The organism is uncultured Bradyrhizobium sp. (genome assembly GCF_936928535.1).
GTDB lineage: Bacteria > Pseudomonadota > Alphaproteobacteria > Rhizobiales > Xanthobacteraceae > Bradyrhizobium.
The window spans coordinates 1-21092 of the sequence record NZ_CAKZHY010000138.1 but is presented as its reverse complement, the minus strand read 5'-3'; the positions used below and the strand labels follow the sequence as shown (position 1 = coordinate 21092).

General features: G+C 56.4%; 15 protein-coding genes, 1 tRNA gene and 2 pseudogenes. 11 read left to right on the top strand and 7 right to left on the bottom strand.

The window, feature by feature from the left end:
* Positions 1 to 337: 337 nt before the first annotated feature.
* On the top strand, positions 338 to 601 hold the full coding sequence (locus Q0687_RS27655; protein WP_298884151.1) for a hypothetical protein: 264 nt from the start codon (positions 338 to 340) through the stop codon (positions 599 to 601).
* Positions 602 to 818: 217 nt separating this feature from the next.
* Here the strand turns inward: Q0687_RS27655 and Q0687_RS27650 are convergent, their stop codons facing one another.
* Positions 819 to 1064 carry a hypothetical protein gene (locus Q0687_RS27650; protein ID WP_298884148.1) on the bottom strand — a complete coding sequence of 82 codons (246 nt, stop codon included), beginning with the start codon at positions 1062 to 1064 and terminating at the stop codon, positions 819 to 821.
* Positions 1065 to 1429: 365 nt separating this feature from the next.
* On the opposite strand from Q0687_RS27650, the gene Q0687_RS27645 reads away from it, so the two are divergent.
* Positions 1430 to 2616, top strand: a protein-coding gene (locus tag Q0687_RS27645) for an IS3 family transposase (RefSeq protein WP_298884146.1) whose coding sequence is annotated in 2 segments (ribosomal slippage) — positions 1430 to 1682 and positions 1682 to 2616 — 1188 coding nt in all. Because the reading frame shifts where the segments join, the coding sequence is not laid out codon by codon here.
* A 512-nt stretch (positions 2617 to 3128) separates the two neighbouring features.
* Entirely contained in the window at positions 3129 to 3533 is a 405-nt protein-coding gene (locus Q0687_RS35880) for a DUF1488 family protein (RefSeq protein ID WP_363323999.1), read from the top strand.
* 348 nt (positions 3534 to 3881) lie between these two features.
* On the opposite strand, the gene Q0687_RS27640 is transcribed toward Q0687_RS35880, so the two are convergent.
* Both Q0687_RS27640 and Q0687_RS27635 read right to left on the bottom strand, forming a co-directional pair.
* Complete coding sequence (locus tag Q0687_RS27640; RefSeq protein WP_298884143.1) at positions 3882 to 4397, bottom strand: MarR family transcriptional regulator; 516 nt, start codon at positions 4395 to 4397, stop codon at positions 3882 to 3884.
* Between the two features lie 2431 nt (positions 4398 to 6828).
* Complete coding sequence (locus Q0687_RS27635; RefSeq protein WP_298884140.1) at positions 6829 to 7863, bottom strand: GDP-L-fucose synthase; 1035 nt, start codon at positions 7861 to 7863, stop codon at positions 6829 to 6831.
* 1781 nt (positions 7864 to 9644) lie between these two features.
* Here Q0687_RS27635 and Q0687_RS27630 point away from each other — a divergent pair.
* Complete coding sequence (locus Q0687_RS27630; protein WP_298884138.1) at positions 9645 to 9881, top strand: hypothetical protein; 237 nt, start codon at positions 9645 to 9647, stop codon at positions 9879 to 9881.
* Between the two features lie 234 nt (positions 9882 to 10115).
* On the opposite strand, the gene Q0687_RS27625 is transcribed toward Q0687_RS27630, so the two are convergent.
* Together Q0687_RS27625 and Q0687_RS27620 are read right to left on the bottom strand one after the other, a co-directional pair.
* Entirely contained in the window at positions 10116 to 10448 is a 333-nt protein-coding gene (locus Q0687_RS27625; RefSeq protein ID WP_298884135.1) for a hypothetical protein, read from the bottom strand.
* A gap of 366 nt (positions 10449 to 10814) precedes the next feature.
* Positions 10815 to 11084: a hypothetical protein gene (locus tag Q0687_RS27620; protein ID WP_298884133.1), complete on the bottom strand. Its 270-nt coding sequence runs from the start codon at positions 11082 to 11084 to the stop codon at positions 10815 to 10817.
* 288 nt (positions 11085 to 11372) lie between these two features.
* Between Q0687_RS27620 and Q0687_RS27615 the strand changes: the two genes are divergently transcribed.
* Positions 11373 to 11561 carry a hypothetical protein gene (locus tag Q0687_RS27615; RefSeq protein WP_298884131.1) on the top strand — a complete coding sequence of 63 codons (189 nt, stop codon included), beginning with the start codon at positions 11373 to 11375 and terminating at the stop codon, positions 11559 to 11561.
* 515 nt (positions 11562 to 12076) lie between these two features.
* Here Q0687_RS27615 and Q0687_RS27610 read toward each other — a convergent pair.
* Positions 12077 to 12151 (bottom strand) — tRNA-Asn (locus Q0687_RS27610).
* 571 nt (positions 12152 to 12722) lie between these two features.
* Between Q0687_RS27610 and Q0687_RS27605 the strand changes: the two genes are divergently transcribed.
* From Q0687_RS27605 to Q0687_RS27580, 6 genes and pseudogenes are all read left to right on the top strand, one after another.
* Entirely contained in the window at positions 12723 to 13481 is a 759-nt protein-coding gene (locus Q0687_RS27605; RefSeq protein WP_298884129.1) for an outer membrane beta-barrel protein, read from the top strand.
* 387 nt (positions 13482 to 13868) lie between these two features.
* Positions 13869 to 14124, top strand: a pseudogene (locus tag Q0687_RS27600) (transposase); the annotation flags it as partial.
* Positions 14125 to 14362: 238 nt separating this feature from the next.
* On the top strand, positions 14363 to 15730 hold the full coding sequence (locus Q0687_RS27595) for an IS110 family transposase (protein ID WP_298884126.1): 1368 nt from the start codon (positions 14363 to 14365) through the stop codon (positions 15728 to 15730).
* Positions 15731 to 16630 (top strand): annotated as a pseudogene (locus Q0687_RS27590) (IS3 family transposase); the annotation flags it as partial.
* Between the two features lie 958 nt (positions 16631 to 17588).
* The gene (locus Q0687_RS27585; protein WP_298884123.1) at positions 17589 to 17912 is read left to right on the top strand and encodes a helix-turn-helix domain-containing protein; all 324 of its coding nucleotides are present in this window, start codon (positions 17589 to 17591) and stop codon (positions 17910 to 17912) included.
* Positions 17913 to 18400: 488 nt separating this feature from the next.
* Positions 18401 to 19897 carry an NF038122 family metalloprotease gene (locus Q0687_RS27580; RefSeq protein WP_298884121.1) on the top strand — a complete coding sequence of 499 codons (1497 nt, stop codon included), beginning with the start codon at positions 18401 to 18403 and terminating at the stop codon, positions 19895 to 19897.
* 523 nt (positions 19898 to 20420) lie between these two features.
* Here Q0687_RS27580 and Q0687_RS27575 read toward each other — a convergent pair.
* Positions 20421 to 20630, bottom strand: a complete 210-nt coding sequence (locus tag Q0687_RS27575; protein ID WP_298884119.1) for a hypothetical protein — start codon at positions 20628 to 20630, stop codon at positions 20421 to 20423.
* Positions 20631 to 21092 lie beyond the last annotated feature (462 nt).

Genomic DNA, 21092 nt, shown 5'->3' with positions numbered 1-21092 from the left:
CCGAATGGCTTCAAAAAGAGAATTGACATCAATCCGCAATTAAAGGGCCGATTGACACTCGGCGGGCGTGACTTTGAAGACCGTTCGACACTGACCGGAGAACGAGCGGCTGCGCATGGAGCGTGACCGGGCCGGACGTAGCCACTGTTTCCAAAAAGTCTTAGATCGGATTAGCTTAGGCCCGTCCATCCAAGCAGCAGCAGCTAATTCCACCAAAACTAAATCTCGGGGGCCGACGGCAAAGCCCGCGTCGTTTCGCAATGCGCCTCCGTAATCTGGCTTCTCCTAGGCGAACCCGTCCTTTAATCACCATCAACTGGATTTAAGGAGCCCTAAAATGTATGATGATCAGGACTTTTGGCCATTCAAGTGCCCACGTTGTGGCGAGGAGTTTAAGAAAGAAGTTGGTTGGCTTAAGGCGCGCGCAAAAGGCTTGCACATTGACATCAAGTGCCCTGGTATCGTCAGCCGGCTCGGCCCGATCCTCTGCGCCAATACGTTGCGGTACGACGCCGTTGAATTTCGCTCTTTGCTGGTGGAGGCTAAGGCGGGTCGCTTTGACCCCTGGCGAGACATGATCCGTGTCAACAAGCTTTCTTAGCTCCCCTAGCCACCGGGGAACTGACGCGCCGCGCTCGGCGATTTCGTTTGCAGATAGCGAATTCATTTACGAGACGAGACGTAACCGCGGCTCTGCATCAATTCTGGTTTAGCGTGATAAGATCGATGGACCGAAAGATTGGGGGATTCATCTTTGATCGGATGGCTTAAGCTGCCCCGATTTACCGTGCACGAGAGCAACGCATACAAAAACGACTTCAGTTTGCTTGGCCGTGTGGCGCGACAGCAGGTAATAGCTTTTCGAGCACGTCACGCAGCTGCTTCGCCGTCGCGAGACTGAAGCGCAAGCTTGCAACGACGACAGGGCTCGTCGATTCCCGCTCAACAACTTGATTCGCAAGCACCGCATTCAATATACCTCGGCGAGCCCCGAAAACTGGGATTTCGTGAATAAGGATCCGGGCGTTGATAAGCCGCTCCACGGGCTTCACCTCATCAGGCATTTTCCTCTCCGTCGAAATGATTATAACGAAGATGGAAAGTTGGGGCTCAAGCTCTTGCAAGCCCAGCGCCGCAACGGACACCGAGAGCTTTGTTTCGATAGCTAGAATCGTTTAGAAGCTTAGCTCCAATAGATAGAACTACTCCGTTGGGCTGGCATCAGCGCCTCCGAATAGCCTCCCAAGCGTTGCCGAAGCCGATTTGTCATGCGTTCGATACCCAGCGGAAGGTACTGCAGCTTTGTTGTCGTCCTCCGAATGATGGCAGTAGTCACCATGTTGACCAATTTAAGCAGCATTGCAGTTGACCTGCCACTGAGTATTTCCTCCAGAAGGAGTTAGAGTCCGCCCCGAAGAAGGACGGACAGATGAAGCGAGCACGGTTCAAGGAAGAGCAGATTATCGCGGTGTTGAAGGAGCATGAGGCCGGGGCGAAGACGGCCGATCTGGCTCGCAAGCACGGCATCTCCGAAGCGACGATCTACAATTGGAAAGCCAAATTCGGGGGCATGGATGTCTCCGAGGCCAAGCGGCTGAGGGCTCTGGAGGAAGAGAACGGGAAGCTGAAGAAGCTTTTGGCCGAGCAGATGCTCGATGCGGCTGCCCTTCGCGAGCTGCTTTCAAAAAAATGGTAGGGCCCGCCGCCAAGCGCGCTGCGGTCGCGCATCTGCAGGCCGTCATGAGCCTGTCGGAACGGCGGGCCTGCTCGATCGTCGGCGCGGATCGGAAGATGATCCGTTATCGCTCCAGCCGTCCTCCGGACGCGGCTCTCCGGGGCCGGCTGCGTGACCTTGCCAACGAGCGGCGACGCTTCGGCTACCGCCGCCTGTTCGTCCTGCTGCGCCGGGAGGGCGAGCCGTCGGGGATCAATCGGATCTACCGGCTCTATCGCGAGGAAGGGCTTACCGTCCGCAAGCGGCGGGCACGCCGCAAGGCCGTGGGGACCCGTGCCCCGATCCTGGTCGAGGCGAGGCCCAACGCGCGCTGGTCACTGGATTTCGTCCACGACCAGTTCGCCAACGGTCGGCGCTTCCGCATTCTCAACATCGTCGACGACGTCACCAAGGAATGCCTGGGCGCCATTCCGGATACATCGATCTCGGGGCAGCGCGTGGCCCGCGAACTGACGGCAATCGTCGAGCGACGCGGCAAGCCAGGAATGATCGTGTCCGACCATGGCACCGAGTTCACCTGTAACGCCATGCTCGCCTGGTGCAAGGACACCGTCATCGATTGGCACTTCATCGCACCGGGAAAGCCGATGCAGAACGGCTTCATCGAGAGTTTCAACGGCCGGATGCGCGATGAGTTGCTCAACGAGACTCTATTCTTCGATCTCGATGACGCCCACGCCAAGATCGCCAATTGGGTCGCCGACTACAATCTCCAGCGCCCACACTCGTCGCTGAAATACCTGACACCCGTGGCCTACGCCGCCCACCTCACCGCAACGGACGATCGGCTGCGCAACCCCGACCAGCTCCGCCGATCGTCCGTTGCTCCACCCGCGCCACTTGGCGTACAAAACCCCGAGACTCTAACTGCCGCTGGATGAAACTTCAGTGGCAGGTCACAGTGCACGGCCGGACAGTGATGATTACAGTGTCTTAGGTTACGCCGGCACTCCTCACCTCGGGTGGCTCTTCTCGGCAAGCTTTTCTGGGATTTTTCAGATTGCTGACTTGGTTGGGAAATATCCGAGGAGGGTCGCTTAACGACGCAGAGGTCTCACGACCCAGATTCGCTAGCCTTGGTTGAAGGACCTTTGTCCGGGGGCTTTGATGGTGCGGGTTTCGCGGTCCACGCTAAAGGAAGCTCAAGTGCAGCAGTTCCGATGCAGCGCGCTGGATATTCGAGCTTCGTTTTCATAAAGTCTCCATCAAAATCGAAATCTAGAAATGGATAAATCGAACACCACCCAAGCGTTGATGCAAGCACTTTAAGTTGTGCACCGCACAGAAAACAGCAAAAGGCTTTCCCGACCCCAACGTGTTCTAATTGGCCTTCGACAGTCACGCCTGGTCCAGCGACGTTAACAGACGTAACTTTTTTCCGCTTGCCAGCGAAATGAGGAACGCTTTACCTTACCATGCGGCACCCGAGGTTAACCGCCCGGAGTTGAGCGACATATTTGGCGTTAGTTGCTGCTTTTTTAGAATGGATTCTACGATGTCCTTGGGTCGCGGACAGTCAATTGGTTATGACGGCGAGAGGATGGCCTATCGCTTCACAATGATGAACGACACAGGCGCGGTGCACTTCGAGATAAGTAATGCAGCTCTCTCCGATCTTGGAAAGCGCTGGATCAATAGAGGTAGCCTGGATTGCGACCAAGTATTTCAAGAGCACCGGGACTTGATTGAGAACATTGCTGTCAAATTGTACGGCACTCGAAGCCATGTCCATTTTGGGCCTATTCAGATCTTCGCTAAACATCTAGGATTTCGACGAGGCTTGCCCACCGACGTGTAAATGTGTCCTCTTTCAGCCATGCTACTGCTCCCGACGCCGATTTGGTTGCCGGGATAATGCCCAACTTGCCGACCGAAGTTTAGGCCGGCGGTGCCGGGCGGGCGCCTGCATTATCCTCATTTGCGGTCTTCTTGCTGAATACCGCGGCGATCTCAGCGCAAATTCGTAGAGGACGTAAGTCGCACTACCGCTTAGCTCAAAACGATGCTGATGATCCGCAGAACAAGAGTAAACTGGACTTCACGCCGCGATCGCGAGGAGCGGGCCGCTCAGACAAAGCCGGCGGCCTAGCAACCAATTTATCCCGGGACCTTCAACAATCAACTTCAGCGCGGCCTTTCCGGTCGCTCAGGCATCGTCGACAAAAATCGACAGCGCCCGCTGCAATTCCTTGTAGGCGCGCGGACCAATTTTTGAACGCAGCGCCTTATCGCTTTCGGTAGCCGCCAGCCTAACCCGCGCCAGCAGCGCCGCGCCGGCTTCGGTTAAATGCAGCTCGTAATAGCGGCGATTGATCGTCGAAGCCGTGCGCCGCACTAGTCCGCGACCTTCGAGATGATCGACCAGCCTGCCAAGCCCGGCTCGCTCGATCGACAGAAGCGCCGCGACCGCGAGCTGATTGACGCCGGGATTGGCGTCGATCACGCAAAGCACGGAAAATTGCGCAGGACTGATCTCGAAGCTCGCCAACCTCCGGCTAAACTCCCTGAAAATCCAGAGCTGTGCCTGGCGGATCGAGTAGCCCAGAAATTGCGACAAGCCTCCCAGCGCAAGGGGCTTGGCCCGAGCGGCTTTCGGGCTTGAGGCACCACGCGACGTCAGTCGTAGCGGCTTTACGCGCGCTGCTCGCGACAATCGCGCCATGAGCTTATCCCCCTGCTTTATCCGTTGCATCGACGCGCAGTTTCGCGACGCAGGAACAGACCCATCCTCGGAATACGGGGTGAGTCAAACGCAACGCGGTTAGCGAGAAGCTGACCGAGTTTTGGCCGCCACCCGTGTGGCGGCCCCCCTGTTCGCCCCAGGCACGTCTCCACCGTGCGAACGCCAAAATCCTCAAGCACGAGGTAGATAGGCGATGGTCGGAACAATCGAGGTCGAGTCACGCATACGCTTACTCGCGCGCTCCTGCGAAGGCATGGCCGCTCCGCCAGCTCGGTCGGCGCGCCAGCAAGAGTCCAAACCCCAATCGGAAGTCCTTGTTACTCCTTTCCTTGGTGCTCCGTCCAATGAACATCGCTCCCTGCAGTCACTTTGCGCCGGGCCTGGACCGCCTCGGCGCCCTCGGCGATTCGATCAGTTTGCGCACCACGCCCGGTCTGGACTGAGTAAGGACGCTCGCGCATCAGTTTCCTGGTTCGCGCCCTAGCCTGAAATGCTGGCTAAAAACGATTTTTCGATCACCGCCACGGCGCCTGTTCGCCCGCGCCTCCCGCAGGCCGTACAAACGAACCAAGGCTTCAGCTGCGAAATCCGGATTTTGTATGCCCAGCGGACAACGTGTTAGGCAGAGAGGTTGAGGGTTGTGGCGGTAGCGAAGTCCTGGCAAAATACTAGCAAATCGCACGCCCGTTGATCGTAGATCTGCAAGCGCCATTCTTAACTGGACTGCTGTGAGATTTATAACCTTTGCCTCGTACATGACGTGCCATTCCGGCTTCGAAGCGCTATGCGGCGAAGGTCAAATTCCCGATCGCTGGCGGTCTGGAACGCGCGCGATGTATTGCGCACCGTCAGTCTGGAAGTGGGCGGCGGGCTCCGCCCGGTCGGAGTCATTCCTTCAGGGTTGCATTCCCGCAGAGCGCGATCAGTATCAGAAGAGTGCACCGCCGCGCAAACGAATGCCGAATACAGCGCAAGAAAGACCAGAAGATATTTGTCGGCCCTTTCAATGGCCAGCATCATCGTCACATGGTGTGCGGCCAAACGACAGAGATCGCTCCAAGTCACCTTGGCGTGGAAAGGCCTCCAGCGCTTGCGCGAGAGGGAAGGACGCAGCCTGATGAAGCATGCTGGGTCAATCCCATGGCAGCGGCGCAATCTAATCGAACTCGCCAAGAGCATCAACGCAGTTCGGGACGGACGCGTCTATGTGCCATTCCGATTCCGGCTCGAGGCCACCGGTCCGGTGTTTGGCGCCGGATTGAAAATGCCATCGAGCAATGATGGCTGGAGGTACATGAGTGCGGTACCTTTGTCCGGATTCTCGGTGGCCGCACCGAAGCCTTGTCCCCGATATTGCGCTGCGCATACCGTTTAGGACTGATCGGGTATTAGGATCGATCTAGCCGTCTCAAAGACCGCCGCATCGAAACCCTCTGAGTGGTGAGGCGCCATCGGGTGAACCGGGTGCCCCCCATTCGCCCAGCCCGGTGGCACCGCTGACGTTTGGGCGCCGGTCTGCCGACCATATCGCGCACCAAACATTATCACTGTCCGAAATGGACGGCCGAGGAAGACCGAAATCTCCTGCAGATGATCGCCGCCGGCAGATCCTGAACGCTGATCTCACCGGTTGGCCGCTTTTAGGGCGGCGTTGCGTATCGCTTCAGCCGTTTGCCTTGAGTGCCGCTCCGGGTCGAACCGCGCAACGCGCTTCGGACCGAACCAACGTCCCACCGGATATTGATCGACCCGCGACATGCGAAAAGCCTTTAACGGTTGATCTTCAACGGCTCGGTTCCTTATAGCCGAAACCGACTGCGGGCATTGCTTCTTCCACAGAACTGGCCGAGTCGTTACGTCGAAGCGCAGCGTTTCCGAGTGGGACAGCAGATCCTCGTGACGCAAGTGTCAGTTGCCGACAGCGTTAGACGGTAAAGGGTCAACGCGCCAGAAAAGCGAGATGGTTAACATCCCCGACAAATGGCCTTCAGTTTAGTCCCGACCTTGTCGTTTTCTTGCTGGAGCAAAGTATCGACCTCGCTCCGTTTTGCAGCTTCGGCAGACCGCGGAGCCGAGGCTTTCCGCTCTGCGAATGCGGCTGCAGCCATGGTGGTTCTAACGTTACAATCGAGCCGCTCCTGAGCCGTCGCATAGCTTGAACATACGTCTCGCGCGTGGCTCACACCTGAGAAGCTCAGCGCGACGGCAAAAGACGCCATGAATAACGTCGAATTAGCTGCTCGCATATCTGATCCTCAGGTCATGAAACATATTGTCAAGTCTATCACCTGACATCAGAGAGTGTCTACAATCCTAGCCCGGCTCTTGTGAGGCTCTGCCTGCTGGAAAGGATCGGGGGCTTCAAGGACTTGTTTCCAGCTGTTTTAGCCGACACTCGCACACCTTAAGATTAGAAAGCCGTGCCAATCTTCGGCCGCCCTTCTGATCTGGGAATCCTGGAATAGCGAGCTGCAATAGCGCGGGGCTGACTGTCTCCAGTATGCCTTCCGCCACCTTCAAGAAAGTCTCGATATGTGGCTGCCAGGCCCTCTTTTAGCGACGTCCTTGAATGCCAGCCAAGCGCGTTGAGGCGCGAACTATTGAGCAGCTTGCGGGGCGTACCGTCCGGCTTGGTTGTGTCAAAGACAAACTCTCCGTCAAAGCCGACAGTCTCTGCCACTGCCTCAGCAAAATCTCTGATCGAGAGGTCTGTGCCTGCCCCAATATTGATCGGGATATGGTCCGAATAATTCTTCAGTAGAAAGATACAGGCGTCAGCGAGATCGTCGACATACAGAAACTCGCGCAAAGGCTTGCCGGACCCCCAAATTGCAACGGTTGGAGAATTCGCCAGTTTGGCTTGATGAAAACGTCGCAGAAGCGCCGCTGGAACGTGACTGTGTTCAGGATGATAATTATCACCCGGGCCGTACAAATTCGTTGGCATAGCGGAAATGAAATCGTCACCATATTGCCGACGATAAGCTTGGCACATCTTTAGCCCGGCAATCTTAGCCACTGCGTACCATTCATTAGTTGGCTCGAGCGGCCCGGCTAATAGCTCTTCCTCCTCGATAGGTTGGTTGGCGAGCTTAGGGTAAATGCACGATGAGCCGAGAAAGAGCAGACGCTCAACACCAAACTCATGACTTGCCGAAATCACGTTGAGTTCAAGGCGCAGATTCTCGCATAGAAAGTCAACGGGCAAGGTATTGTTTGCAGAAATTCCACCTACCTTCCCTGCAGCGTGCACTACCGCTTCAGGCCGATTTTTAGCGAACCACCTTCTGGTCGACACCTCGTCCGCTAGATCAAGTTCATTGCGATCAACGGTAAGAATTGAACAGTTTTCGATACCTAGCCTCCGAACGATCGCCGATCCCACCATTCCCTTATGACCGGCGACAAATACCTTTTTGCCAACAAGCCCAAATGAAAAGGCCATAACGCACTCCTAAAACCAAGTTTTGAAAAAATTAAGCGTCGATTTCTTACAGGATAGTCGAATTGTTTGAAGGGTGTAAGGGGGCCTGGGGCCTTGCGGAGCGCACTCGCGAGAATTGGTAAAGAACCGACCGGCGCCAACGACCCATCCGTTTTTGCCAAGTTGCGACGGACCAGAGCTGATCCGCTTCAGATCGCAAGAACACTCTGAAGCTGATGGGTCCCGGATTGGACCACCGGCCAGACGGCACAGGCAAGGCACTCAATGGCTGCAGCCGCCGTCTTTAAAGTGCACCTGTTCCAACGTCACAGGGTCGGAGGTTTGGGGTCAGAGCGGAAAGCTGAGTCAGAAAGATCATAACGCGCATGTTGCGCCGAAGCTTGGGGCCAAGTCCCGGCCTGGCTAAGTGGCTACGGCCAAGGCGCGCCGAGCCACTCGAGCTTTGAGCATAGCCGCATCGATACAGCCACCCGAAGCTTCCTGATCCACCGCCTGCAGGCCGTCGGCGTACTCCTCGATGTGCACCAGCGCCGCGTCCATTGATCGTGATCGGTGCCAGGCAATCCGCCGCGAGCTGCGGTATCAAATAACCTCCAATTGCCCTACCACCTGTAAATTTCCCAATATTCCGGCTAACGCGAATTTGGTACGGCGCCGTAGTCATCATGCCAAACTTCAAAAAGACATTTCTGACTTGCGAGAAATGCGAACGCGAGATGTTGCTGGTTGGAGAACTGCCTTCGATAGGAGATCGTAAGGCTGCGCGCGTCTACAGATGCCTACCGTGCCAGCGGATCGTCTCGGCCCCGGAGGGAGACCGGGACGAGTTAAGCAGTGCATGACCCATGTGCGAGCGCTGTAACCTGATCGACCGCAGGATAGACCAATTCAAGAAATTGGTCGTTCAGTTCGCGGATATCGACGAGGATTTCATCGAGCGTTTAGTACGCGAAATCGCGACACTGAGGAAGGCGAAGGCCGCGCTCCACCCTGAGGACGACTGACGGCGCTTGTCGCACGAGCGGGAGCCCAACAACATCCGCGTGCATCCTGGAGATCAAACTCCAACACTCCAAGAGTGTCCCGCAGAGTGTCCCGCAATTAAAAACGAGCATGCCGAATTCCCGCAGCTAGAGCGGCGCGTGGCAATGATGAAGTGAGCCAGGCTAAGAGATTCGTTCGCCACAGCCGAGCTTGAGCGGGCAGACCGACTGTGAACTCGAAAACCTGCGGGTAATGCTGGAGAATTTCTGTCATCGTCTGCGACGATCATTTTGCGAAGCATTCAGCCCACACCTCAAAGCGGGCCTCGCACCATTAACTTTGCCAAGGACCGCGTCAGCGAGAGGGTAACAATGGCACCAACGCTATTAGACCAAACCTACCTTCGGTTGCTTGAACTTGGACCGCGAGCAACGCATTCGTGGCGGCTGGCGTGTCGGTACGAAAACTTAAGTGATGCCTTGGTTAAGCAGTTCATCAACGGCGGCCACGCAAGACGGCAAGGCAACCGCAGCTTGTTGGTTAGATCGCGAAATACAGATGGCGCCTACTTCTTCACCGGCTACGCAACTTCCTGATATTTCGCTGGCGAAAAGCCGACGTTGATCCGTATCAACCTCTCGCAAACAATTGCATTGCGGTAACGGGCCGCCAACAAACAGGTTAGTTTATCTGTCCCAATTTGCTCGCTGCAGGCTCGCAATTCTTCTGGCATTTCAATCGACCCGGACTAACAATAAGGGCGTTCTAAAACATTCAATTTATTCCGGAGAAATTGCATGGCGAAGCCTGCCGTCTCCCGCAATGCTTTTCGTGGCCTCTTTGCGCTCTACGCACTCAGAGTTCATCACGACCACGAGCCCGCTGGCGAAGATCGGCTATTGAAGCTGTTTCGGTCGAGCGAAGACATTCCCGACAAGCTGCTGGAACTCTGGTCGGATCGCGCCGAGATGTTAGGGCCCGAAGTTGTCGGTGCGACCCTCAGCAACGGCACGCGTCGGATCATTGATCATTGATGGCAGGGCGACCTATGATCATGCGAGCGACTTTCTTCACGCAATGCTTAGAGACCTGGACCAGAGGCGGCACTGACGCCCACCCTGCGTCCTACCCCCTGGCGCGGCCTAAATGTGCCGCCTCAGAATGCGATCAGACGAGGGTAATGCTCTGACTCCCAGCAGCAGGAAATGGCATCCAGCACGACGACTCAAGCTCCGCCTGCGATCAGCATACACGGGCCGGACTTGGTACTAAGAGCGCCGTTCAGTCGAGTACGAGTAGCGCGGCACGCGAATGATGCCAGCATGCGTCACCCTGATCGGCACCGTCGAGCCCTCGGTGATTATGTCCTCAGTGATGGTGCCGGGAACAATGCGCTCGCCTTCGCCCGTCTGGCTGACGACGTAGCCTGTCTCGGCCAGTTCGCTCGGCAGCGTCGAACCCGGCAAACACTCCATCGTGACCTCGGCCGCGCCGGGGATGCTGGTGATCCAGCCGCCATCGCGCATGACCAGTCGATTGATCTCGTCGAACTGCGCCTTACGGTCGCGGATGTTATGGAACTGGACCGCAAGGTATTTCACGGACCTTTGCATCGAGGCTGCGATTAGCGCGCCAGGCGGAGCTTCTCGCCCTCGAAAGAGAACGAAACGAGTTGAGCAGTGCATGCCCACGTGCAGCGCAACATCTTGATCGACCGCTGTTCAAAGAAATTGATCTCAAATTCGTGCATGATCATGCGTGAAGGCACTATAGATAGTTCGCTCAGAGCTTCCGCTAGGTCGTTTGCAATAATGTCTCGAATTTCGAGGGCGCTGCTTGCGTTCATCACTCGGGGCGCAACACGTGTCGGTATCGCCATCAGCCGCGTTCGGGTTCGGTCAGCTACATCTCGGAACGCGGCTTCAATCTGATCGGCTGGCACTAAGCCGCCTCGCCTCTCTCTCAGGTCAAGATCTGCGAGGTCCGCCCTTGCATTCATCATTCGCACGCGGCCCGGCATCTGCGCGCGCCGCCTTGCGCGAGGTGACCTTCTCTCGATGCTCCAAATAGGCGTGGTTGGTCGCGATGGTATCGTAGAGTCCTCGCGCGTTGCGGCGCAAAATCCGCTGGGTCGTCAAGACTCCGATCACGCTGAGCGAGCAACCGAGCAGCCGCGACATTTCTGCCGCGCTCAACTCCGGCGTCACTCCCACCATCTCGCTCAGCTTCTTTGGCATGCTGTGCAGTTTCTATAACAATCCCGCGATGTATCTAAGCAGAATTCGGGCGTCCACCCGACGCGCAGGTGGCGCCCCGTCAAGAAGGACCCGAGGCGCCCCCCGTGTCAGTCTTCATGAAGCGAGAGCGACGCACCCGGCGATGACGCGGGTCGTGGACATGTTGGTGGGGTCTTTTTGTCGCATGATGCCCGGTATTCTTCCGGAGTGACGCAATGTTCCACTCTCAATATTGGTTAGCTATTGGCGCTCAAGAATTCTGACTAACTAATTTCGGCAACACCGACGATGTCCGCTTTCTGGAAAGCACAACTCCAAGAAATCATCGATATCAGCCGTGACCGCATCCAGCGACTGGAAGCAGCAGAACTGATACGTGCCGGTAATGCGGCGCCAGTCGATGAAACGAAAAGAAAGATCGAAGCCGAGATGAAGGTCGTCGCTCGATTGCAGCAGACCATGGATGCCCTTCCGTAGTTTGCCGCCTGTAGCGTCGAACAATAGCAATGCGTTGTTCGATGATCCGAGGCCCGGACGAAGCCAGCCCCCGTCCGGGCCTCGCTCACTTGCGAGTGCCCGAGCTTCCAAATGGGTCAGGACTACTTTCGATATTTGTCCGGATTAACGAGCTTGTGGAAAAATCTAAGCTACCCCTTGCCGGGGCTGGCATTTCCATTCCGAAAACGAAATTCGCCGGCAAGGGGCCGCTGCAAAGCGGCCTCTTCTCAATCCTTCGCTGCCATCGCGAGAGCACCTGCAGCATTCAAGATCTCGACCGGACGAAACCGTCCAGAAACCATTTCTTCCCTCCGCGCAAAACTCCCGCAGCATTGCTGGGCTAGCGCCCCCCTAGCTATCAAATGGGGACGTGTCATGTGGGCAATCATCAACGAGCTGGGCGGTTAATGTACGCCGAAGGGCTTGATAAACAAGGGGAACTAGCCTTTGGGGAGGCGCTCGCGGACGGGCGCGAACGTGCGCGAAACAATAAATGGCTCCTCGGGCTGGATTCGAACCAGCGACCATCCGATTAACAGTCGGATGCTCTACCGCTGAGCTACCGAGGAATGCACGCGAACTGTTCAAGCAGCTTGAATGCGTAGGGTTCACCCGCGTTTTGTCTTACCAAACCCCAAAGAGCAACTGAGGCCAAGGCAGAACCTGCGACGGGACCAATCGGACGTACAGTAAACTTGATACTCCCGCTAGATTGATGTATTTTTGCGGCGAAGAGGGCGTTAACAATGCGATTCCATGTCCGCGCTCGCGACGGTGCCAGTTATCTCAAGCTTGGTCGAGAAACGCGAGAGGCTGCCGATCTCGCTGCTATCGTTCTGACGGAAAGAGGTTATCTGGACGTCGAGGTAGTTGATCTCGAAAAGTCCAGAGCTGCGCCGCTTCAAAGGCTTGCTCGTACTCGGGAAAGGTGTGATTTCACTACAAACTATCTTGCGGCGCCTAAGTGATCCAGTTGAGCAGGTCGCAGGACTTTCTTTCGAGCATGGCCTAAAGCCGTTTGCTCTTCCCACGCCGCCCCAGCCTCCAAAACATTTGAGAATATTAATTTTTTGGCCCGATGTGCCTTTGCTGCGACAGATTGTAGCAGGTTCACGTGGTATCGTTGCCTGATCGCGAACCATGGAGGACGACTTGAAACGGATTTTTGCGGCGGTACTCACCATCGCGGCTTTAAGCGGGGCATCGGCCAATGCTGCAGATCTCGCTGCACGTCCCTACACCAAGGCACCCGCAATGGTTGCGGTCGTTTATGACTGGAGCGGCTTCTATATTGGCATCAACGGCGGTGGTGGCACATCGCATAAGTGCTGGGACGCCGTGGCTGCTGGAGGTGCGTTCATTGCGGCTGAAGGATGCCACAATGCGACCGGCGGCACGGTCGGCGGCCAGATCGGATATCGTTGGCAAAGCTCGAACTGGGTATTTGGCTTGGAGGGTCAAGGAAACTGGGCCGATTTCGCCGGGGACAACACGAGTCTATTTATCGCAACCGACCGTAACCATTCCAAAATTGACTCTCTTGGCCTCATCACGGGCCAAGTAGGTTATGCTTGGAACAGCGTCCTGCTTTACGTTAAGGGCGGCGGAGCTGTGGTCGGTGACAAGTACGATGTATTCGACGTAACGTCGGGTGTCCGTATAGCTTCCAGTAAGGAAACGCGTTGGGGAGCGGCAATAGGAACCGGACTTGAGTTTGGATTTGCTCCGAATTGGTCCGTGGGAATTGAGTACGACCACCTCTTTCTCGGTCACCGAAACAACGATTTCACTACGCCGCTTGGAATCTATGCCGGAACCGAGCGGATCGGTCAGGACGTCGATCTTGGTCTTGTTCGCCTAAATTATCGGTTCGGTGGCCCACTCATAGCGAAGTATTGAGGCGCGGGCGAAACGCTGATTACGATGAACACCCTGCCTATTAAAGCAGGGCGTTCTAATCACGGATGTTCCGTACCGAGGAGCATCTTTGCGCTGACCAGCAAGCCGCGGGGGCAGACCGGCTCTGCTCTTTTACTCTGCAGAACTTTTTAGAAGCGGCGGCCTGATAATCCGTTCGCGCTCGTAAATCCAACGGTATTGCGAGGTGAGATCATGCGCGGATGGCTTAACATCGGCGCAGCAGCGCTATTTTCCATCGCCAGCTGCAGCGGAACCTATGCTGACGCGGATAATCCGCCGGTAAACACTATTTAAGAATTAATGACTGAGCTGCTGCCGGTTTGATGGACACCGAGATTGAGTGTTTTATCAAGCCGGAGGTAGGTCATGCAGAGACGGAAGTTCAGTCCGAGAGTTCAAGGTCGAGGCGGTCAAGCTAGTCAGGGAACGAGGGGTGTCAGTGGCGCAAGCGGGCCGCGACCTTGGCGTCCATGAGAATGTGCTGCGCAAATGGGTGAAGGAGTTCGGCTCCGACCCTGTGCAGGCCTTCCCTGGCCACGGACAAATGAAGCCTGAGCAATTGGAGATCGAGCGGCTGCGGCGCGAGGTCACCAAGCTGAAGGCGGAGCGGGACATCCTAAAAAACTGTCCAGCGCCCAGGCGCGCCTGCGCGGGGTAAAAACGGCCTTGTGCTATCCTCTGCGGCTGGGAGGGTAGCGGCCGTCAGCTTATTGGAGGCACTGTCCCCGTTAAAAAACGTGGTCCATGGGCGCGTGCGGACTTGAGAGTGGTGACGCCGTTCCGGCGGCGATCCCGATTAGGAAGATGACAAATTGGCATAGCCCAGACCCTCCTGCCCATGATGGGACGGAGGATTCGCAATGTCCAAGACGACAATCGGTGACCGCCAAGAATTGAAGCCGGTCAACTTCGGAGCGGCTGCCATCGACATCGGATCAAGGATGCACATGGCTGCGGTGAATCCGGGCTGTACTGACATTCCAGTGCGGACGTTCGGCACATTCACGCAGGACCTGCATGATCTGACCAACTGGTTCAAAGCTTACGACGTCACCAACGTAGCGATGGAATCCACCGGGGTCTATTGGATCCCGGTCTATGAGATCCTGGAGCAGCGCGGATTTGATGTCATTCTGGTCAACGCACGCTACGCCAAGAACGTGCCTGGGCGGAAGACCGACGTCAGCGATGCCGCATGGCTACGCCAGCTTCATTCCTACGGCCTGTTACGCGGCAGCTTCCGACCGGATGCCGAGATTGCCACATTGCGCGCCTATCTACGCCAGCGCGAGCGGCTAGTGGAATATGCCGCAGCCCACATCCAGCACATGCAGAAGGCCCTGATGGAGATGAACTTGCAGCTTCATCATGTCGTCTCGGATATCACCGGCGCGACCGGCATGCGGATTATTCGAGCCATTGTTGCAGGCGAGCGCAATCCCGACGTGTTGGCAACCTACCGGGACGTGCGCTGCCATTCCTCAATCGAGACGATCCGCGCCGCACTGGTCGGCAATAATCGGGACGAACATGTCTTTGCCCTGGGCCAAGCCCTGGAACTCTACGTCTACCAGGCGAAGATGCTGGACTGCGACCGCAAACTCGAAGCTCTGATCGCGGCACTCAACAACAAAGGCGTAAAACCAGTTGGAAGCCTGTCCAAGCCACGCATCAAGACCAAGCAGGTCAACACACCTACCTTCGATGTCAGGGCCGCACTCTATGGCGTGCTCGGTGTCGATCTGACTGAGATCCATGGGCTAGGTCCGTCGCTCGCATTGAAGCTTATCGGTGAGTGCGGCACGGATTTGAGGGCATGGCCGAGCGCCAAACATTTCACTTCCTGGCTTTGCCTCGCACCGGGCAACAAGATCTCCGGCGGCAAGGTGCTGTCTTCGCGTACCCGGCGATCTTCCAGTCGGGCAGCCGCATTGCTGCGTCTGGCGGCCACCACCGTCGGGCGGAGCGATACGGCGCTCGGCGCATTCTATCGCCGGCTGGCCTCACGTGCCGGCAAGTCGAAAGCCGTGACAGCGACCGCCCGCAAGATCGCGGTTTTGTTCTACAACACACTTCGGCACGGCATGAGTTACAAGGACCCAGGCGCTGATCGATTTGAGCAACAATATCGCAGCCGCGTCCTCGCCAACCTTCAGCGGCGGGCCAAATCGCTGGGCTTCGTCTTGCAGGCCATTCCGGGGGAAGACGCCAATCCGGCTGTTTCTTAGGAAGGCCGCGGCCTACTTCGCGAAGGAAGCGACATGAAGTTCGTCTTCATCGCGAAGCACCGGAACATCTGGCCGGTGGCATGGCTATGCGAAGCAATGGGCGTATCCCGATCGGGCTTCCATGCCTGGCTGAACCGATCGCCCAGCGCCAGATCCCGAAGCGACGAGACGGTAGGCCAGCAGGTCAAGGCAAGCTTCCTTGCCAGCGACCGGACCTACGGCGCACGGCGCGTCTGGAGAGACCTTTTGGCAGACGGCGTCGAATGCGGCCTGCACCAGATCGAGCGGCTGATGCGCCTGCAGGCCTTGCGGGCGCGACCAAGGCGCCGGCGCCTGCCGAAGGACGACGGCGATCGCCAGGTCATGCACGTGCCGGCGAACCTTCTGGATCGTCAGTTTGTGGCCGAGCGGCCGAACCAGAAGTGGATCGCTGACTTCACCGACATCTGGACCGCGGAGGGCTGGCTCTACGTGTCGGCCGTGATCGATTTGTTCTCGCGACGGGTGGTCGGCTGGTCGATGAGCGCCAGCATGACGGCCCAGCTGGTTGCGGACGCCCTTCTGATGGCCGTCTGGCGGCGTGGCAAGCCGGATGCCCTGATGCATCACTCCGATCGTGGCAGCCAATACGTCAGCGAACAGTTCCAGCGCCTGATGGCAGACAGCGGCATTATTTGCAGCATGAGTCGATCCGGCAACGTCTGGGACAACGCGGCGATGGAGAGCTTCTTCTCGTCGCTGAAGACCGAACGCATCGAGCGAAAAACCTATCGCACCAGAAACGAGGCCAGAGCAGATGTGTTCGACTATATCGAGCGGTTCTACAACAGCATCCGCCGTCATTCGACGATCGGGTACGTCAGTCCCGTTGAGTTCGAGCGCAAGGTGGGATTAGCTTAACCGGGTGTCCATCAAACCGGCAGCAGCTCAGACGCGACTGCGCACCTGTTGGCGAGCTCCGCCTCGTTCCGAAGCGCAAGCCGTTGAGATCACCGTTTCGGTAACGTTGAAGAAATCCGGGAAAGTCTTGGCCATCCTCGGGTTACGTATGAATCGTCTGAAGCAAGCGATCAAGATCGGCTTAAGTATCGGATGGCCGCAATGGAAGCTTTGAACCGATGCACACCGATTCCATTTACGGGCTCCATGGGAGCGGCCATTGCCGGTCGTCCATTGAGGCTGAAGATGGGTAGAGAGCCAGCTCGTTCCGCTCAGCGCCAGGCCTAAATTGTGGCTTAGAAGCTATTACAGAGGGTTCTTGGCCTCCCCGTCGACAAGCAGCAACCTCGGACCCTGACCATTGCATCTAGCGCGCTCCCTTCAGCGTGCAGGAAGTCGTGCAGCTCGTTGGTGTCCCGTGATCGCATTTTTGACAGACCGACACGCATTGTTGCAGATCTTTCGGGCTAAAATTCGCATAGAGATTGGTCGCGCAAGATCTCGTCGAGCCCGTTATATCTTGCTCGTCGTTGCACGCGGACAAAACCAGCATCAGAAGAACGAATAGTGGGAACCGCATTGTCGCCCCCGCGAATCTAGTATGAGAAATTGGCTTGCGGCCATAATACCGCAATTATCAGCAGCTAATTCCAAAGTTATTCTATCCCGACCTTACAAGCGACGGCAGCGCTCTTGCAAAGAGTCTGTCCACTCTATCAATTTACCCACTGGGAAGTTATATGCTTGCCACAACTAAATTGGGCATCCGCCAGCTTGCGGGAAGCGTCCAAATCTAATGCGTGATGATCCCGTGCAGCTCCATTAATCACACTTTCGCCGACTTCTTGAAAATAACCAGTAAGTCCAAACGCTACCTCCAACGCAGAGAACCAACTTGGCTCGCAACGGGACTCGGAAAATGGCCTTCGGCTCGCAATTGAGACAACTCAGAAAAGAACGGTCAATGACCGCTACAGAATTGGCTCAACGGATCAATGTGACGCCACCGGCGATCTGGCAGTGGGAACGCCGCGGAAGGACACCTAAAAGCAGCACCCGTTTTGCTATCGCGAAAGCTTTGGGAGTGGCACCCGAGATCTTCGATGCTACCCCTGCCACCGAAACTAAGGGCACCAGCACGAAGTCTGTTGATGAGGTAGTCAAGGTTCTGACGCTGGAAGAGCTTATTCGGGCGATCGAGGCCAAAGGCTTTCGCGTCGCGATCGAAACGGTGAGGCGATAAGTCAGCTTCGGGCCTTTGATACCCCCGTTATGAATTCGTGAAGTAGCGGTCGCTTCCGTTTCAGGGGCTTCAAACGATCTCTGTACGTGGCAATTACTTTGGCCGCCCCCAACTGGAATGCCGCGCGCGCGGCATCCATCCCCCTCGCCCACGATTCCAAATTTCTCTTCTGCTCGAACGTTGAGCGTCAGGACTGTCCGACTGTTCTGGAAGAGTCAGCAAAGCGCTCTGGGCGGTGACCCGCACTCAGCTACACCACGCGAAGGGACACGATCGGCTCATCCGGCAGCCCGAGAGTTTTCCGGGCTTCCGCAAGCCGGGTTACTCGGCAGAAAGCAGTATTTTTACTGGTTTGCAAACGCGCGCAGCAAAAAAAAATGCTACGCCCGCTGATGTGATGAAGCGACGAACCCGTACGACAAATTGGCGCCATCATTAGCTTGCAACGGCGTACCATCGCTGTCCGGCACGTCGCTCGGACCAGATAATTGGCACCCAATCGGCAGCTCACATTGATAAAGCACAAATTCCCGGAAATGGATTCGTTCGCAGACCAAAGCGATCTCGAATTTCCTGTGTTTATTGATGGACAGGCGCAGATCGCCGCGCGGCCCTCCTTGGTTTCCACTAGCCAAGCAATCGCACCGCAAACAGGATCAGCGACTGCTGGGACGACGTTGGCCGTAACAACGGGTGGCATTACCTTTGATCTGATCTTTGATGCGGCTGCCATGGCGGCCCCTGCCTCGTTTCGCACGGGAATCGAACAAGCAGCGGTGATTTTGGCGAATGCAATCTCTGACAAGATCACCGTCAACCTTCATATCGACTACCATGGTACTGGTGGCAGCGCCTCCGCTGGGCCCGATAATGGTGCGTACGAGAGCTATACGCTTATCCATTCCAACCTATTGACAGGCACGGCCCCAGGGGACGCCACCTTTGACGCTTTGCCAAACGGATCGACCATCCAAGGACAAGCCAATGTTGTCACTTGGAACGCGGAGATGAAACTGTTCGGGTTGATGGCAGCCAATGATACCTCAACAGATGACGGTACTGCGACTTTCGCAACAGACATCAACCCAAATCAGCTCGTCGGCGTCGCTCTTCATGAATTGTCTCATGCATTAGGCCGTATCCCAGAGGGGCCGAGTCCAGATATTTTCGATTTTTTTCGCTTTAGTAGCCCGGGAAACCATTTGTTTGCAGGTGGCAACACCGCTCCCACCGCCTATTTCTCGATCGACGGCGGAACGACAAAGGTGGCTGACTATGGACAGCAGTCTGATCCCGCCGACTTTCTCAATTCCGGCGTCCAAGGACCGAACGATTCGTTCAACGAGTTTTACGACGGCGGTACAGCCCAATCCCTCTCAACGATCGACTATCTGCAGCTTCACGCTCTAGGATTTCATACCGCTCACACTGAATCCACATTTGCGAGCCGATCCACCGATTTTTCGATTGCTCCGGATGGTGCTGGAGGCGTTGCGCTTACCGGGGCAAACCAGTCGCTTGAAGTCGACCACGTCGAGTTTCTTTCATTCTCTGACAAAATGGTTTTCGTCGAAGGCAACGACAACGCAAATGTGGCTCGGCTCTATTCTGCAGCGCTCGATCGTCCTCCCGATGTTACCGGTCTCTCCGGCTGGGAGGATATTTTTGCCAACGATCTCCCGGCGGCTGTAAAGGCACAGGGCGTCTACGCTTCTCTTGCCCAAACCAAGATTGGAGGGCTGTCGATCGCAGGGGGCTTTGAACAATCCCCCGAATTTCAAAGTAAGTATGGTAATCTGAACGACAGCGACTTCGTCACAAGGCTGTATCAGAACGTGTTGGACCGTGCTCCCTCGCTCTCGGAAGTAAGTGCTTGGTTGAATCTGATTCACAACGGTGAAACGCACGACATGGTCCTCGTCGGATTTGCCGAGAGCCCGGAAAACATAGCCAAGACGTCCTCGGATTGGCTTATCCACGTTTAAGCCAACAAGTTTTTTAATCTCGTGAAGCTAACACGGTGCCTTGAGCCAGTGTCTTTTCTTTGCGGCCAACTGACCCAAACCGCGACAAAGAGTGGTGAGCGATCGCAGAAAGCAAACGATGATGGGGGTTGCCGTAGTTGCCGCCCTTACCACATTTTGGCGGAGGCACGGTGTGTGCTGGGCTCGAGCCGTAGTGCATTTTATCTTTGGGTCGCTTCGGTCGGTGCGAAAGATACCTAGCAACCACATCGTCGCGACGTTCGGGCAGCACGGATCCTCTAACCGGCATACCAACTTGGAATCAATGCGACGACGGCCAAGCAAGTCGGTCCGCAGCCCGAACGTCTGATTCTAGCGGGCCAGATCTGGCTTTAACGATTCAAGGCGGAAGCGCTTACGCGTCACCACTACATCCACAGATTTCCCAGATAAGTGTCGTCGCGAGCCCTGTTCGCTAGCCAAAAAAATGCGCCGCGTTCCCACAGCGCCAGAGCGCCGATTCTTGCCGCAAAATAGTTCGAGACTACTTGGCCAGATCGTACTGCATTCTCATTCGTTGCGCGATCTCTTCGACACGCCGCTGGAAACCAATCGGATTGCCCGGTGCGTTCAGCACCGTCGGCTGCCAGCCAAAGGCGTGATCCTGCCGCACGGTAACGTCAAGCCCCGCAACGCCAATAACCTGCTGGATCATGTCCGATAGCTGCTGCGCTGATTTCAATTCCTTAGGCATCGTTGCCAGTCCATTGTTCTAAATGCGTCAGTACAACTCTGAAAAGTTAACCGAGCCCAAATTCACTGGCCGAAACCCGACTGGTCGTCTCCGATTGCCGCGCTGGCGGAGAATGAGGCCCCGCCCGGGCACTGATTATCAGGTCTCAAATCATCTCAGCGGCCACCCCCGCCTCCGCCGCCACCCCCGCCGGCGTGCTCCATTGCGGAATTATAGCGAGGGTCCGACTGCTTCATGTAGGCAGGAGACGTGTCACGGCGGAGCGGTTCCCGAACGTGTTTTGCTTATGGCAGATAATCGAGTAACTGCGCTTGGGCACAGTGAGTGTGAATGGCTTTGAGCTCGCCGATTCACTAGGCTGCAAGTAATTGACGGGCGGTCGTGCCTTCTGCATGTTGCCAAAATCCGTAAGCGCTAAGCCGGCACCCTCGGTTCGACGTTAGATTAGATGTGCGAAGAAGC

Excerpts from the sequence above, each read along its gene's own strand:
- Q0687_RS27620 (WP_298884133.1), bottom strand. The coding sequence starts at position 11,084 with ATGCCAAAGAAGCTGAGCGAGATGGTGGGAGTGACGCCGGAGTTGAGC.
- Q0687_RS27595 (WP_298884126.1), top strand. The coding sequence starts at position 14,363 with ATGTCCAAGACGACAATCGGTGACCGCCAAGAATTGAAGCCGGTCAAC.
- Q0687_RS27615 (WP_298884131.1), top strand. The coding sequence starts at position 11,373 with ATGTCCGCTTTCTGGAAAGCACAACTCCAAGAAATCATCGATATCAGC.
- Q0687_RS27655 (WP_298884151.1), top strand. The coding sequence starts at position 338 with ATGTATGATGATCAGGACTTTTGGCCATTCAAGTGCCCACGTTGTGGC.
- Q0687_RS35880 (WP_363323999.1), top strand. The coding sequence starts at position 3,129 with ATGAGGAACGCTTTACCTTACCATGCGGCACCCGAGGTTAACCGCCCG.
- Q0687_RS27635 (WP_298884140.1), bottom strand. The coding sequence starts at position 7,863 with ATGGCCTTTTCATTTGGGCTTGTTGGCAAAAAGGTATTTGTCGCCGGT.
- Q0687_RS27605 (WP_298884129.1), top strand. The coding sequence starts at position 12,723 with ATGGAGGACGACTTGAAACGGATTTTTGCGGCGGTACTCACCATCGCG.
- Q0687_RS27585 (WP_298884123.1), top strand. The coding sequence starts at position 17,589 with ATGGCCTTCGGCTCGCAATTGAGACAACTCAGAAAAGAACGGTCAATG.
- Q0687_RS27650 (WP_298884148.1), bottom strand. The coding sequence starts at position 1,064 with ATGCCTGATGAGGTGAAGCCCGTGGAGCGGCTTATCAACGCCCGGATC.
- Q0687_RS27640 (WP_298884143.1), bottom strand. The coding sequence starts at position 4,397 with ATGGCGCGATTGTCGCGAGCAGCGCGCGTAAAGCCGCTACGACTGACG.
- Q0687_RS27575 (WP_298884119.1), bottom strand. The coding sequence starts at position 20,630 with ATGCCTAAGGAATTGAAATCAGCGCAGCAGCTATCGGACATGATCCAG.
- Q0687_RS27630 (WP_298884138.1), top strand. The coding sequence starts at position 9,645 with ATGGCGAAGCCTGCCGTCTCCCGCAATGCTTTTCGTGGCCTCTTTGCG.